The organism is Pseudogemmobacter sp. W21_MBD1_M6, assembly GCF_052119585.1.
Taxonomy (GTDB): Bacteria; Pseudomonadota; Alphaproteobacteria; order Rhodobacterales; family Rhodobacteraceae; genus JBGQOJ01.
Map to the genome: position 1 here is coordinate 32,362 of NZ_JBGQOJ010000024.1, position 14,141 is coordinate 46,502.

Annotated in this window: 16 protein-coding genes and 1 pseudogene; 14 read left to right on the forward strand and 3 right to left on the reverse strand. The window is 59.0% G+C overall.

The genetic code is table 11. The annotated features are described in order from the left end of the window. Positions 1-27: 27 nt before the first annotated feature. The 5 genes from ACEN2R_RS17335 to ACEN2R_RS17355 all read left to right on the forward strand — a co-directional run bounded on the left by ACEN2R_RS17335 (position 28) and on the right by ACEN2R_RS17355 (position 4,553). Positions 28-1,194, forward strand: coding sequence for an ABC transporter substrate-binding protein (locus tag ACEN2R_RS17335; RefSeq protein ID WP_442043943.1), 1,167 nt, complete (start codon positions 28-30; stop codon positions 1,192-1,194). 65 nt (positions 1,195-1,259) lie between these two features. Then, positions 1,260-2,129: a branched-chain amino acid ABC transporter permease gene (locus tag ACEN2R_RS17340; protein ID WP_442043944.1), complete on the forward strand. Its 870-nt coding sequence runs from the start codon at positions 1,260-1,262 to the stop codon at positions 2,127-2,129. A 4-nt stretch (positions 2,130-2,133) separates the two neighbouring features. Beyond that, the gene (locus tag ACEN2R_RS17345; protein WP_442043945.1) at positions 2,134-3,126 is read left to right on the forward strand and encodes a branched-chain amino acid ABC transporter permease; all 993 of its coding nucleotides are present in this window, start codon (positions 2,134-2,136) and stop codon (positions 3,124-3,126) included. Then, entirely contained in the window at positions 3,119-3,862 is a 744-nt protein-coding gene (locus ACEN2R_RS17350) for an ABC transporter ATP-binding protein (RefSeq protein WP_442043946.1), read from the forward strand. Before ACEN2R_RS17345 ends, ACEN2R_RS17350 begins: the two co-directional genes overlap by 8 nt. Then, entirely contained in the window at positions 3,855-4,553 is a 699-nt protein-coding gene (locus tag ACEN2R_RS17355; protein ID WP_442043947.1) for an ABC transporter ATP-binding protein, read from the forward strand. The genes ACEN2R_RS17350 and ACEN2R_RS17355 overlap by 8 nt, the downstream gene beginning before the upstream one ends. A gap of 9 nt (positions 4,554-4,562) precedes the next feature. Here the strand turns inward: ACEN2R_RS17355 and thpR are convergent, their stop codons facing one another. The 3 genes from thpR to ACEN2R_RS17370 all read right to left on the reverse strand — a co-directional run bounded on the left by thpR (position 4,563) and on the right by ACEN2R_RS17370 (position 6,996). Beyond that, positions 4,563-5,105 carry an RNA 2',3'-cyclic phosphodiesterase gene (gene thpR, locus ACEN2R_RS17360; RefSeq protein WP_442043948.1) on the reverse strand — a complete coding sequence of 181 codons (543 nt, stop codon included), beginning with the start codon at positions 5,103-5,105 and terminating at the stop codon, positions 4,563-4,565. Between the two features lie 23 nt (positions 5,106-5,128). Then, on the reverse strand, positions 5,129-6,025 hold the full coding sequence (locus tag ACEN2R_RS17365; RefSeq protein ID WP_442043949.1) for a LysR family transcriptional regulator: 897 nt from the start codon (positions 6,023-6,025) through the stop codon (positions 5,129-5,131). A gap of 95 nt (positions 6,026-6,120) precedes the next feature. Continuing rightward, positions 6,121-6,996, reverse strand: a complete 876-nt coding sequence (locus ACEN2R_RS17370) for a dioxygenase family protein (protein ID WP_442043950.1) — start codon at positions 6,994-6,996, stop codon at positions 6,121-6,123. A gap of 264 nt (positions 6,997-7,260) precedes the next feature. On the opposite strand from ACEN2R_RS17370, the gene ACEN2R_RS17375 reads away from it, so the two are divergent. The 9 genes and pseudogenes from ACEN2R_RS17375 to ACEN2R_RS17415 form a co-directional block, all read left to right on the forward strand. Continuing rightward, positions 7,261-7,641: a hypothetical protein gene (locus ACEN2R_RS17375; RefSeq protein ID WP_442043951.1), complete on the forward strand. Its 381-nt coding sequence runs from the start codon at positions 7,261-7,263 to the stop codon at positions 7,639-7,641. Further along, entirely contained in the window at positions 7,638-8,495 is an 858-nt protein-coding gene (locus ACEN2R_RS17380; protein WP_442043952.1) for an alpha/beta fold hydrolase, read from the forward strand. The genes ACEN2R_RS17375 and ACEN2R_RS17380 overlap by 4 nt, the downstream gene beginning before the upstream one ends. Before the next feature lie 40 nt (positions 8,496-8,535). Further along, complete coding sequence (locus tag ACEN2R_RS17385; RefSeq protein ID WP_442043953.1) at positions 8,536-9,831, forward strand: ABC transporter substrate-binding protein; 1,296 nt, start codon at positions 8,536-8,538, stop codon at positions 9,829-9,831. 43 nt (positions 9,832-9,874) lie between these two features. After that, complete coding sequence (locus ACEN2R_RS17390) at positions 9,875-10,618, forward strand: ABC transporter ATP-binding protein (protein ID WP_442043954.1); 744 nt, start codon at positions 9,875-9,877, stop codon at positions 10,616-10,618. Further along, positions 10,615-11,331, forward strand: coding sequence for an ABC transporter ATP-binding protein (locus tag ACEN2R_RS17395; RefSeq protein WP_442043955.1), 717 nt, complete (start codon positions 10,615-10,617; stop codon positions 11,329-11,331). Before ACEN2R_RS17390 ends, ACEN2R_RS17395 begins: the two co-directional genes overlap by 4 nt. Continuing rightward, positions 11,331-12,197 (forward strand): branched-chain amino acid ABC transporter permease, encoded by an 867-nt coding sequence (locus tag ACEN2R_RS17400; protein ID WP_442043956.1) that lies wholly within the window; start codon positions 11,331-11,333, stop codon positions 12,195-12,197. The genes ACEN2R_RS17395 and ACEN2R_RS17400 overlap by 1 nt, the downstream gene beginning before the upstream one ends. A 3-nt stretch (positions 12,198-12,200) precedes the next feature. Further along, positions 12,201-13,223: a branched-chain amino acid ABC transporter permease gene (locus ACEN2R_RS17405; RefSeq protein ID WP_442043957.1), complete on the forward strand. Its 1,023-nt coding sequence runs from the start codon at positions 12,201-12,203 to the stop codon at positions 13,221-13,223. Positions 13,224-13,231: 8 nt separating this feature from the next. Continuing rightward, on the forward strand, positions 13,232-14,068 hold the full coding sequence (locus tag ACEN2R_RS17410) for a 3-keto-5-aminohexanoate cleavage protein (RefSeq protein WP_442043958.1): 837 nt from the start codon (positions 13,232-13,234) through the stop codon (positions 14,066-14,068). Next, a pseudogene (locus tag ACEN2R_RS17415) lies at positions 14,065-14,141 on the forward strand (succinyl-CoA--3-ketoacid-CoA transferase); the annotation flags it as partial. The gene ACEN2R_RS17410 and the pseudogene ACEN2R_RS17415, both read left to right, overlap by 4 nt.

Here is a 14,141-nt window from a genome sequence, read left to right on the forward strand (position 1 = left end):
GGCTGTTTTTTAAACCTGGAGGAATCAATGAAAACGATCACAAAGGCGACCCTTGTGGGGCTTGCCACCACTATTCTCGCTCATACGGCAACCGCTGAAGAAATCTCTGTCGGCCTTTTGCTGCCCTATTCAGGTGTCTACGCCGCACTCGGCAATGAAATCGACGCCGGCTTTCAGTTGGGACTGGAGACATTCGGCGGTGAAACCGACGCAACCTTCAAAGTTGTTCGCGAAGACACCGAAGTGACGCCCGGTGTTGGTCTTGGCAAAGCCCGCAAGCTGATCTTGCAGGACAAAGTCGACGTGATCGCCGGTGTCGTGTCCTCGGGTGTTCTGGCGGCGGTGCGCGACGTCGTTGACGGAGCGAAAGTGCCATTGATCGTTGCGAATGCCGGCAACGACGAAGCCACCGGCGAGTCCTGCAGCCCCTACATTATCCGCATGTCTTTTTCCAACATGCAGGTCAACCGCCCCATGGGTAGGTGGATGTTCGATCAGGGCATCAAGAAGGTCTACACGCTGGCACCCGATTATGCCGCTGGTCATCAGATGATCGACGCCTTTGCAGCATCTTACACGGCTTCTGGTGGCGAAGTTGTCGGCCAAGCCTACACTCCGTTCCAGAAAACCGAAGATTTCGGTCCCTTCCTTGCCGAGGCAAAGGCCAGTGGTGCCGATGCCGTCTATGTCTTCTATGCTGGGGGCGAAGCGATTTCGTTCGTCAAGCAGTATGACAGTTTTGGCCTGAAGGCCGATCTGCCGCTTTTTGGCTCCGGCTTCCTGACCTCGCCGCTCTACGTCAAGGCCGAAGGCCCCGCAGCCGAAGGGGTTATTACCGCGTTGCACTATGTGCCGACGCTTGACAATGCCCCCAACGCCGCCTTCGTCACGGCGTTCGAGGCTGCCAATGGCCACTTGCCGTCCGAATTCGCAGTGCAGGGCTACGACTCTGCCCGCGCCCTGATCGAGGCGGTGAAGTCTGGCGCAACCGATGCCGAAACAATCGCAGCCGCATTGCCGAAGGTCACATTCGACGGCCCGCGCGGTGCCCTGTCTATCGACGCGGCAACCAACAACGTGGTTCAACCGATCTACGTCTATGAGACTGTCGCAGGTGACAACGGTCTGACCCAGAAGGTTCTTGCAACGCTGCCAGCCGAAGCTGATCCGGCAAACGGCTGTGTGATGAAATAAGCCAAACGCAGCCGCGCCCGAACATGGGCGGGGCTGCATCCCTATCTCGAACGGAGGAGGTTCAGATGACTACGGATGTCGGTTTTTGGGTGCTTCAGGCGCTTAACGCGTTGCAACTTTCGATGCTGCTGTTCCTGCTTTCGGTCGGGTTGACCGTGATTTTCGGGTTGATGCATTTCGTCAACCTCGCGCATGGGGCGCTTTACGCCCTTGGTGCGTATTTTGCAGCCAGCGCCTCTGCAATCGGCGGGTTCTGGTTCGGGCTGCTGGTGGCACCGATCGCCGTCGCCGCCGTTGGGGTGGTTCTTTATGGCGGGTTGATCCAGCGGATGCGAAAATCCGGGCCCATGGCGCAGGTGCTGGTGACCTTCGGTCTGATTTTCGCATTGTTTGATCTGACCCGTATCGTCTGGGGCGATATCGCCCTTGCGGCAGAAGTGCCGCAGATCCTGTCGGGTCAATCAGCTCTTCTTGGCGTTGCTTACCCCACATATCGACTGTTCATCATCTGTCTTGGGGGGGTGGTTCTTGCCATACTCGCCTTTGTTCTCGGCCGCACCCAGATCGGGGCGATGATCCGCGCGGGCGTGGACAACGACGCAATGGCAGCCTGTCTTGGTATAAATGTCGAGAGGATGTTCTTTGTCGTGTTTTGCGTCGGTTGCGCTTTGGCGGGTCTTGCCGGCGCGGTCGCTGCACCGCTCTTGTCGGTATCGCCGGGAATGGGTCTGCAAATCCTGATCCCGACACTGATTGTCATCGTGATCGGCGGTCTTGGAAGCCTCAAAGGCGCGATTGCCGGCTCGTTGATTTACGGCTTTGTGCAAACCTTTGGCGCGGTTCTGTTCCCGCAAGTCTCCTCTGTCCTCATCTATGCCTTGCTTGCTGCGGTCCTTGTGATCAAGCCGGCGGGCCTTTTCCCCGCGAAAGGATGACCTGATGTTCCGTCATACTCCGCTGCGTTATGCAACACTTTCCATTCTGACGGCCGTCCTTGTGATCCGCGCCTTCACCGCCAGTTATTTCGGGTTGGAAATCCTGACAGAGATCATCATCCTTGCGATGTTGGTTCTAGCCCTTGATTTGGTCGCGGGCTTTGGTGGGATGGTCTCACTTTGCCACGGTGCGTTGATGGGCCTCGGGGCCTATGCTTATGCCCTTCTGGCGGCTAAAACGGGGCTTAGCCCACCTCTTGCCATGGCGGCGGCAGTGGCTGTCGGCGGTGGCGCTGCCTGGGTGATCGGGGCAGTCTGCGCCCGTTCGCACGGCATCTATTTCATCATGGCCACGCTGGCTTTTGGGCAGATGGCCTATTCGTTTGTATTTGAGGCACCAATCTTTGGCGGCAGCGATGGGTTCGCAGGCATTCCAAGGCTTGATCTTTCGATGGTGGGCATAGATCTGGGCGACAGCACGACCTTCGTTCTGTTCTGCGGCGCGCTTCTGGCGCTGTGCTACATGCTTGTCGTTGTTGTGCTTCAGTCGGGACTTGGCCGCAGTCTGACGGGGGTCATGCACAACGAGCAGCGTATGCGCGCGCTTGGTCTGAACGTCTGGCGGGTCAAGGCCGATGTCTTTGGTCTGTCCGGTATGATCGCGGGTCTGGCCGGGGCCCTCGCGGCGCAGCACATCATGTTTGTTTCGCCCGGCCAATTGGCCTGGACGGTTTCAGGCGAGGCGCTGGTTGTCGTTATTCTGGGGGGGCTAGGAACGCTTGTCGGGCCACTTGTCGGTGCTGTGGCCTTTGTTCTGCTGAAGCACGAAGTCAGCAGCCTGACCAACTATTGGCACCTTGTCGTTGGCGTGATCCTGATCGCCGTAGTGATGAGCCGCGCCAACGGGTTGTTCGGTTTTGTCGAGAATCTGGTCGAGGCGAAACGTCAAAGGCGCATTCAGAGTGCCCTGCCAAAGGAGGTGATGAGCGATGCTTGAGACACGCAATCTGTCCAAGAGTTTTGGCGCAATCCACGTCACCAAAGACGTCTCTATTAAACTTGAGCGGGGCGAACGCCGTGTGATCCTTGGCCCCAACGGGGCGGGAAAAACGACATTGTTCAACCAGTTGGTGGGCGAATTGGCGTCAGACGCCGGCAGCATCCATCTGGCGGGCGAGGATGTGACCGGCCTGAATGTGGCTGCGCGCGCCAAGCGCGGCCTTTCGCGCAGCTATCAGAAGAACACGTTGTTCGATGGTCTGACCGTCGAGGAAAATCTGGGCCTTGCCGCCGCAGTCGCAACCGGCCACTCTACCAATATGTGGAGTGATAGTCTGGCCAAACCCGAAGTGCGAGAGATCGTCCGGGCGGTGGCAGAGCAGGTCAGGCTGATGCCCTATCTTCATGCCAGAGTCATGGATGTGTCCTACGGCGTGCGTCGCCAGCTAGAGGTGGGGGTGGCGCTGGCCACGCAACCGATGGTCATTCTGATGGACGAGCCGACGTCCGGCGTTGGCCCCGAGATGTCCAAAGGGTTTCACGACCTGCTGAACGATCTGCCACGCGACCTGACCCTGTTGATCATCGAGCATGACATGGATCTGGCCTTTGATGTGGCCGACACGATCACCGTTCTGAACTACGGCGAAGTGGTGTTCGACGGTCTGCCGGAGGCCGCGCGGGGATCTAGCCTGCTGAAGGAAATCTATCTGGGGAGCTGGGAAAATGCTTGAGCTGTGTGATGTACAATCCGGTTACGGCGAAACCCAAGTGCTATACGGCATGTCAATCAAGGCCGGGCCGGGCCGCGTTCTGGCGATCCTCGGACGAAATGGCGCGGGAAAAAGCACAACATTGAAAACCATCATGGGCCTCTTGCCGACAAAGGAAGGGTCCATGACTTTTGACGGCAAACCGATTCCGCGCCGCCCCTACGATATTGCACGGGCAGGCATCGCCTATGTTCCCGAAACGCGCGATATCTTTCCGTCGCTAACCGTGCGCGAGAATCTTGAGATTGCCTCAAAGCGATTTCCGGGCGGCGATGACGGCTGGACGATGCACCGCGTACTGGAACTGTTCCCGCGTCTGGGGGAGAGGATGGACAATGGCGGCATGCAGCTTTCGGGCGGCGAGCAGCAGATGCTGGCCATCGCCCGGGCGCTGTTGATGAACCCGCGACTTCTGATCCTTGACGAGCCGACAGAGGGGCTTGCCCCGATCATCGTCAAGTTGATCCATGACAAGCTGCAAGACTTGCGGACTGCGGGTTTGTCGATGGTATTGGTCGAACAGAACTTCGGTTTTGCCACCTCGCTTGCTGACGATGTGGTCATTGTCAGCAAGGGGCAGGTGGTCTGGACCGGCACACCGGACGCGATCCGCGCCGACACCGAAGCGCAGCATCGGTGGCTTGGCGTCTGATATGCCTGATCACTTCAGGGGATAATGGGCAAGCTTTTCGTGAATTGCACCGTCGGGGTGCAGGATTGAGCGGTAAAGCGAAAAGCCCTCGACGGTGATCGGCTCCAATCGGAAACGCGCATGGTGCAGCAAGAAAATCCGCAACCGTTCCAGATCGGCCTGCGGCATCCGGCGCCGGAAACGGGCCAGCGTCACATGGGGACGAAACCGTTCCCTTGCAAGTTGTAGCCCGGCGTCGCGTATCGCGCCACGGATCTTGTGGTGCAGACGTTCAAGCGCAGTATTCTTTGCCACGTCGACAAACAGCACCTTTGGGTAAGGATCTCCAAAGGTGTCCAGACCTGCAAGCTCCAATTCCAACGTCGGGGCGTTCACCTCTCGCATTGCGTCGTGAATGTCTTCGATCATTCGTTCTGGCTGTTCGCCCAGAAAGGCCAGCGTCAGATGGAAATTGTCTGCTTGTGTCTGGCAATCAAGGGGCAGGGTTTCCTGTAGATCGACCAGCGCATCGGTGACGGGATCGGGCAAGTCTATGGCAAGGAAGGCACGCATCTTTCCACCCTTCAAAGTCGACCCTAAATCGTCTTTCTCGCAACCGTTTGGGCGATCTGAACGAAGTTGCGGACATGCACGCCCTGTTCGTCCAGACGGTAGTTCAGTGAAAGTTCGGTATTGGCCAGCGGCGGCGATATTTTGAGGAACCGCACGCCATTGCGATGTGCCGATCCGACCGAGGCAGGCACGATGCAGACGCCCTCGCCGATCGCCACAAGGCTGAGAGCGGTTTGCAGGTCCATGGTGAAAACACGGTTGCGGATCGTCAGACCCTGATCCTTGCAGCTGTCCAGCACGAAGTCGGCAAAGCTTGGGCGCGGATATTCGGGGTAGAGGATGAAATTCTGCTCCATCAATTCCGCCAGATTGACGGCCCCCCGCGAAGTGGTCTCCAAGGTGTCCGGCGCGGCGAGCGATAGCGGCTCTTCGCCCAGCTTGCGTGTCACGAATTCACTGTCTTTCAGCGCCGGGCGCGCAAAGGCCACGTCAATCTCGCGCGAGACCAAGGCGCGATGCAGTTGCGCATTGTTCATCGGAATGAGGCTAAGCGACATGTCCTTGTAATTGGCGCGGAACGATTTGATGATGTTTGGCAGGATCCCGAAGGTGGATGACCCGACAAACCCGATCCGAAGGCGACCCTCTGCGCCCTGACCAAGACGTTTGACTTCCAGCTTGGTGTCCTCGAAATCGCGCAGGATGGTCTTGCCGCGCTCCAGCAATCTGGACCCGGCCTGTGTCAGGGTGATCGCATTGCGCCCGCGATTGAACAGCAAGGCGCCAAGCTCTTCCTCGATTTGTTTGATCTGACGGGACAAGGGCGGTTGCGCCATGTCCAGTCGTTCGGCCGCGCGACCGAAATGCAGTTCTTCGGCCACGGCTATAAAGTACGTCAACTGCTTGAAGTTCACAAACACATCCCCCGCTCCTGCGTCAGCATAGCCCGTTCAGGGCGTGTTATGCAAAAAAATACCCCCGCCTTAGCGGGGGTACTGATCAGGAGATATTGGAGTTACTCGGCGGCGACTGCTTTGCTTGCCGACTCTGCCTTCAGAACAAAGTCGAATTTGACGTGCAGATCGGTGTCGAGATCGGGACCGGCCTTGTTGAAGTCGGCCACAAGGCTGTCCTTGACCGCAAAAACCGAGTCATTGTCGAGGTAGGCGCTGCTCGAGTCGTAAATCTGGCTGACCAAAGTGCGAAAGCCGTCCCTGGAGACGATGAAGTGCATGTGGCCGGGGCGCATCGGATGGTGACCCATGTACCGCAACAGCTCGCCTGCGGTCTCGTTGTCCGGGATCGGATAGGGCACCGGGCGGACAGCGCGGAAGGCATAGTGGCCATTTTCGTCAGTCACGAAACGACCACGCAGGTTGAAATCAGCCTGATTGTGATCGTGGTTCTCGTAGAGACCGTTAGGGGCATCCTCCCAGACATCCAGCGTCACGCCTTCGATCGGCGCACCGGAGGCGTCGCGCACATAACCTTCGAAGTAAACTGTTTCCTCGTTGTCGAAATGGGTCTGGACGGTCGAGGCCCCCTTTGGCAGAACGGGTGGGTTTTCACGGTAGAATGGCCCCAGAACCGTGCCTTCGCTCTCGCTGCCTTCGACCGGGTTTGACAGCATGTCGCACAAAACTTCGACACCCAGAATATCGCCCAGCAGGATGAATTCCTGACGCTTGTCGTCGCAAATCGCGCCAGCGCGGGCAAGGAACATGCAGGCGTCGATGAATTCGCTGTGCTGCAGATTAACGTCTTTGCAAAACCCATGCAGGTGACGCAGCAGCGCCGTCATGATCTCGCGCTGGCGCCCGGAGATGTCTCCGTTCTCGCCAAGCGACGCGATTACCACATCGGTGACATTCTCGATTGTTACATTGCTCATCGTGTTTCCTCCTCCTCAAGGATCTGGGTGTCGTGTGGACGATCACCGGAACAAAACCGGCGGGCCCGAATGTTGGCGATACTTCCCCAAGCCGATGCCCAGACCAATGCCCGCCACGGTATCGGCCAATACCAATTTCGCCAATCCTCTGCGGGGCAGCTGCAGATGGCCGTCATGGGTATTGATGGATACCCGCAGCGACATTGCTATGGCCCCACCTGCTGGCACAGGGTTGGTCAACAACTGCGCTGATAGGAGCCCCCCATGCTAAGCACGCTGCACGATATGCAGACCCGGCTGAACGCTACGCCGCATCTGACCCGTCTGGGACGGCTGTTCTCGCAGACAATCCTGTTGCGTGTCGGAGACGACGAATTCTATCTGACGTTCGAGAAGGGGCTGTTGACCACTGTGCAACCGGGACCAAGCCGCAAGACGCCATGGCGTTTTGCGCTGATCACCGATGCCGGTGCCCTTGCCCGGTTCTGGGAGCCGGTTCCCGCCCCCGGATTTCACGACATCTTCGGATTGGTGAAAATTGGTCGCGGGCGTGTCGATGGCGACATTCTGTGCTTGGTCCAGAACCTCAGGTTTTTCAAGGAATTCATGGCGCTTGGCCGCCCGCAACGCGAGGTCGCAGCATGAGCATTGAACCTATAACCGGCCGCTATGTCACTGTTACCATCGGGGGCGTTCCGCAGCGCATCTATTTCGAGGAGGCCGGACAGGGCCGTCCGGTATTGTGTCTGCATACCGCAGGTGCCGATACGCGACAGTGGCGTCACCTGATGAACGATGCTGACGTTACTGCGGGCAATCGCATGATTGCCTTCGACATGCCGTGGCACGGAAAATCTCTGCCGCCCGAGGGGTTCGAGACACAGGAATATCTGCTGACCACCGAGGCTTATATCGAGACCATTATCGCCGTGATCGACGGCCTCGGGCTTGACCGCCCTGTGCTGGCCGGTTGCTCGATGGGCGGGCGGATCGCGTTGCAGTTGGCCGCTTTGCACAGCCATAAATTCGCAGGATTTATCGCGATCGAGGCAAGTGATTTTCAACCGGCTTGGTATGATATCGACTGGTTCCACCGCCCCGACGGGCACGGTGGCGAAATGGGTGCGGCGTTGGTTTCTGCCAATATCTCGCCATATGCGCCTCAGGCAGAGCGCTGGAACACCCTTTGGATGTTCATGCAATCTGGACCGGGCGTGTTCCGTGGCGATCTGAGCTTTTACACACGCGACGATAGCTTGATCGGACGATTGGCCCAAATCGACACCACCAGGACACCCGTGCACCTGATCGTCGGGGCCTATGATCTGACCTGTACGCCCGAGGACGCCAGGCGCACCGCCGACGCCATTTCCGGCGCGACGCTATCGGTGATGGACGAACTGGGGCATTTCCCGATGTCCGAACACCCCGAAGGGTTCCGCCCGTATTTCATTGACGCACTAAAAAAGATGCCCGCAGCCAAGCAGGCAACAAGCTGATTCAACAGCCCGTTTCCGGGGCAGGGGAGGAGAACCCAATATGACCACGAACAGCCCGATCAACCAAGGATTCGCCCAATTGAACCGCCGTTCTTTCGGTCAGGGTGTTTTCGCCCTTGGTGCGGCGGCAAGTTTGCCATTCAAGGCACATGCGCAGGACAGAACTATCCGTATCGGCTTTGTCACGCCCCAAACCGGCCCGCTGGCCGTATTTGCGGAATCCGACGCCTTTGTGTTGGACCAGTTCCGTCAGGGGCTTGCCGATGGTCTTCAGATCAATGGTGAAACATGGACCGTCGAGATCATCGTAAAAGACAGCCAATCCAGTTCTAACCGCGCAGCAAGCGTCGCGCAGGAACTGATCTTTGACGATGAAGTGCATCTTTTGCTTGCCACATCGACACCCGATACGACCAATCCGGTAGCCGATCAGGCAGAGCTGAACGGCGTGCCCTGCATCACCAACGACACCCCCTGGCAGCCGCATTTCTTCGGCCGCGGTGGCGATCCGAAGGTCGGGTTTGAATGGACCTATCACTTTTTCTGGGGATTGGAGGACGTGATTTCGACCTTCACCGGCATCTGGGAAAAAACTGAAACCAACAAGGTGGTCGGTGCACTTTGGCCAAACGATCCAGATGGAAACGCCTGGGGCAGCCCGGAAATCGGCTTTCCCCCCGTGGCAGAGAAAATGGGCTATTCGCTGGTTGATCCGGGCCGCTATCAGGTGCTGAGCGACGATTTCAGCACCCAGATTTCCGCCTTTAAATCTGCTGGCGTCGAAATCCTGACCGGCGTGGTTCCGCCACCCGATTTTTCCACCTTCTGGTTGCAGGCGGCTCAGCAGGATTTTCACCCAAAGGTTGTCACCTTCGGCAAGGCACTGGAATTCCCGCAGGTCATCAGCTCGCTTGGTGATCGCGGCGACGGGCTGTCGGTCGAAGTCTGGTGGTCGCCGGACCACCCGTTCTCGTCGGGCTTCACCGGTCAAAGCTCTGCCGAACTTGCCGCCGCCTACGAGGCCGCGACGGGCAACCCATGGACCATGCCGCTGGCCTTCAAACACTCGCTGTTCGAAGTGGCGGTCGACGCCCTGCGCCGCACGCTGGACCCGACAGATGCAGCCTCGATCCGCGACGCGATTGCCGCGACAGATTACGCCTCTGTCGCCGGGCCCGTCAACTTTCAGACCGGTCCGGTTCCGAACATCTCAAAGACGCCGCTGGTCGGTGGTCAATGGCAGTTGGTGGACGGCAAGCCCAGCCTTGTTGTCGTCGAAAACGGGGATCACCCTGAAATCGCGACCACAGGCGAAATGCGCCTGATCACCTATTGATCCTGCGGACCCCGGCTGGCAGCTGCCGCCGGGGCCGCTTTTCATGACATTGAAAGTGAATGCTGTGCCCCCTTTGCTGCAAGCCGATGGTCTGTCCAAGAATTTTGGCGCCTTGCGTGCCGTTGACGATGTCAGCTTGTCGCTGGGCGCGGGTGAGGCCCTTGGGATCATCGGGCCGAACGGCGCCGGAAAGTCCTCATTGTTCAACCTGATCGCCGGAACCATGGCCCCCGGAGCCGGCACAGTGAAAATCGACGGCATTGATGTGACACGCAAAGGCGCGGCGCAACGGTGCCGTGACGGCATCGGTCGCACCTATCAAATCCCCAAACCGTTCAGCGGCCTTTCGGTATTGGAAAACCTGCTTGTTGCAGCGCGGTTCGGAGGCGGAGAGCGGGAGCGTGACGCCAGGCGCGATTGCCTTGCGATCCTTGACCGGCTGGAACTGGGGGATCTGGCCGACTGTCCGGCCAGCGGGCTACGCCTGCTGGAGCGTAAGCGTCTGGAAATGGCGCGGGCGCTGGCGACAAAGCCGCGGCTATTGTTGTTGGACGAGATCGCGGGCGGGCTTACCGATCTGGAATGCGACAACCTGATCGCAACCATCCGCGAGATCCGCGAAAGCGGCGTGGCGATCATCTGGATTGAACATGTAGTGCATGCCCTTCTGGCGGTTGTGGACCGGCTGGCGGTGATCAGTTTTGGTGCCAAAATCGCCGAGGGGGCACCGCAGGCGACGTTTGACAGCCGCGAGGTTCAGGAAATTTATCTGGGGATCGAAGCATGAGCGATGTTCTTCAGACCCGCAAACTGAACGCTGGATATGGTGATTTTCAGGCCCTTTTTGACGTTGATTTTGAAATTGCCGAGGGCGAGGTCGTGGCGCTTGTCGGCGCGAATGGCGCGGGCAAGACGACGTTCTTGCGTAGCCTGACCGGACTGCTTGCGACGCAGGGGCAGGACATCACATTTCAGGGTGCCCCAATCGCCGGTCTGCCGGCGTTCAGGATCGCGCGGCTGGGCATGGCCCTGTCACCTGAAGGTCGGCGCTTGTTCCCGTCGCTTTCGGTCGAGGAAAACCTGCTGCTTGGCGCAACGGTTGGTCGCAATGGCTACTGGACGCTGGATACGGTGCGCGGCCTCTTTCCGATCCTGAGGGAAAAAGCCGCTGTGCCTGCCACGCTCTTGTCGGGCGGGCAGCAACAGATGGTGGCCATTGGCCGCGCCTTGATGAGCAACCCTGCACTGCTGTTGCTTGACGAGGTGAGCCTTGGGCTGGCCCCCGTGATCGTGCGCGACATCTATGCAGCCCTGCCGCAGATCAGGGACAGCGGCGCGGCGGTGATCATGGTCGAGCAGGATATCGGGACCGCCATGTCCGTGTCCGACCGCCTGTATTGCCTGCAAGAGGGACGTGTCAGCCTGACCGGACGATCCGCCGATCTGGATAGGGCGATGCTTTCGGCAGCATATTTTGGCAAGACAAGGGATGTAGCGTGATGGAATGGGTCAATGCAGTCGTGCAGGGTGTTTTGCTTGGCGGGCTCTACGCGCTTTTCGCCGCGGGCCTTTCGCTGATGTTCGGGGTCATGCGGTTCGTCAATCTGGCGCATGGCGACTTTATCGTGCTGGCGGCATTCGGGGCGCTTGCGCTGGTCGACGCCACGGGAATCAACCCGCTGTGGACTTTGATCGTGTTGGTGCCAGTGATGGCGACGATCGGTTATGTCGGGCAACGGTTGATCCTGAACCGTCTTGTTGGCAGTGACATCCTGCCGCCGATCCTTGTGACTTTCGGGTTTGCGGTGATCCTTCAAAACCTGCTCCAAGAGGCGTTCAGCGCCGATAGCCAACGAATTTCGGCAGGTGCGCTTGATACGGCGAACCTTAGCCTGGGGCAGGGGCTGTCGATAGGCGCGGTGCCAGTTCTTATGTTTGTCGCGGCGGTTGTGGTTCTGGGAGCGTTAAGCTGGTTCTTGGCAAAAACGAACACCGGACGGCTGCTGCGCGCAACATCCGATGACCCCGAGATTGTCGGACTCATGGGGGCCGACAGGCGGCATCTGTTCGCAATCGCCACCTCTTTGGCAAGTGCGGTGGTCGCAATTGCGGGCGTGCTGATGGCGATCAAGACAAATTTCGACCCGGCAACGGGCCCGATCCGTCTGCTTTTCGCCTTCGAAGCGGTGATCATGGGGGGCCTTGGCAGCCTTTGGGGGACCCTTGCCGGCGGTGTGATCCTTGGGGTCAGTCAGGGGCTTGGCGCACAGATCGACCCCGGTTTTCAGGTGTTGGCGGGGCATATCGTGTTCCTCTTCATTCTTGTCCTGCGTCCGCAGGGTCTGTTTGCAAGGCAAAGGGGCTAGACCATGAAGACAGCTAATATCATTAGAGGCGCTGTCATTTTCTGTGCCGTCACAATCCTGATCGCAGGTCCATTCTGGGCCGGCGGCGGCACGCAGCGGATGCTGGTCGAGGTGTTCTACTTTCTGGCGCTGGCACAGCTTTGGAACCTGCTGGCAGGCTATGCGGGGCTGCTTTCCGTCGGTCAGCAAGCCTTTGTGGGGCTTGGCGGCTATCTGCTGTTCCTGCTGGCGATGTTCGCCGGCGTTCCTGTCCTGCTCGCGCTGCCGCTGGCCGGTGTTTTGACGGCGCTGGTGGCGATCCCGACTGCCCTTGTCGCGTTCCGCCTAAGCGGTCCGCATTTCGCCATCGGAACTTGGGTCATCGCCGAGGTCTTTCGTCTGGGCTTTGCGCAAATCACGCTTTTGGGGGGTGGCTCGGGCATTTCATTGCCCGTGCAACTGGTCAAGGACATGGCGGCAAGCCGTGGTGCGCGCGAGGATCTGACCTATTGGATCGCGCTGGCCATCATGCTTGCCGTCGTGCTGGGGGTCTGGGCTCTGATGCGCTCTGGTGCCGGTCTTGGGCTTGCGGCAATCCGCGACAACGAAGGTGCCGCCGAAAGCGTGGGCGTCAGGACATCCCGCCTGAAAATGATCGTCTATGTGGGGACTGCGGGCATGACCGGATTGATCGGCGCGCTGGTATTCCTGCAAAAGCTGCGAATTACGCCAGAGGCGGCCTTCAGCGTGAACGACTGGTCGGTTCTGGTGATTTTCATCGTCGTGATCGGCGGTATCGGGTCGCTGGAAGGTCCGATCCTTGGTTGCATATTGTTTTTCTTGCTGCGCGAAACGCTAGCCGATCTGGGCACCTGGTACATGATTATCCTCGGCTCGATCTCTGTTGCGATCATGTTGCTGGAACCGAAAGGCCTGTGGGGGCTTGTCACACGCCATGTCCCGTTGGTCCTGTTTCCCACGGCGCGTCTGTCTGGACGTAACACCATAAACGCCACATCCCCCCGGCCATCAAGGAGCCTGACGTGACGACTTCAGTGACCAATCCCTGCATCATCTGCATCGCGATTACGGGGTCTTTGCCGACCAAGGCGAACAACCCAGCCGTGCCGATCAGCATTGCCGAACAGATCGAAAGCACACACGAGGCATTTGAGGCGGGCGCCAGCATTGTTCATTGCCACGTCCGCGATGATGACGGCAAGCCAACGTCGGACCCGGAGCGGTTCGCGCGCCTGAAGGCGGGCATCGAAAAGCATTGCCCGGGCATGATCGTGCAGCTGTCCACCGGTGGCCGTTCGGGGGCGGGCAAAGACCGCGGCGGCATGTTGCCGCTGGGTGCGGATATGGCGTCGCTTTCAGTCGGGTCGAACAACTTTCCGACCCGCGTTTATGAAAACAGCCCTGATCTGGTAGATTGGCTGGCGTCTGAAATGCTGAAATACAATGTGAAACCGGAAATCGAGGCATTCGATCTGGGCCACATCGTGCAGGCCACTCGGATGGCCGCCGATGGTCGCCTTGCCGGGCCCCTTTATGTGCAATTCGTCATGGGGGTCAAAAACGCCATGCCCGCAGACGAGCCCATTCTGGACTTCTATATCAGAACCCTGAACCGGCTTGCTCCCGAAGCGCAATGGTGCGCGGCAGGGATCGGGCCCGCGCAATATGTGATCAACGAATGGGCGATTTCCAAGGGTGGCCATACGCGGACCGGCCTGGAGGATAACGTCCGGCTGGATCGCGACAGGCTTGCGCCGTCGAATGCCGCGTTGGTCAGACGTGCGGTCGGGCTTTGCGAGAAATACCACCGCCCCGTCGCCACATGGCAGCAAGCACGGGATATACTTGGACTGCGAAAGGTAGACGCATGAAAAAGGTTTACGGCACGGCGGCAGAGGCATTGGATGGCCTTTTGTTTGACGGCATGCTTATCGCGGCGGGGGG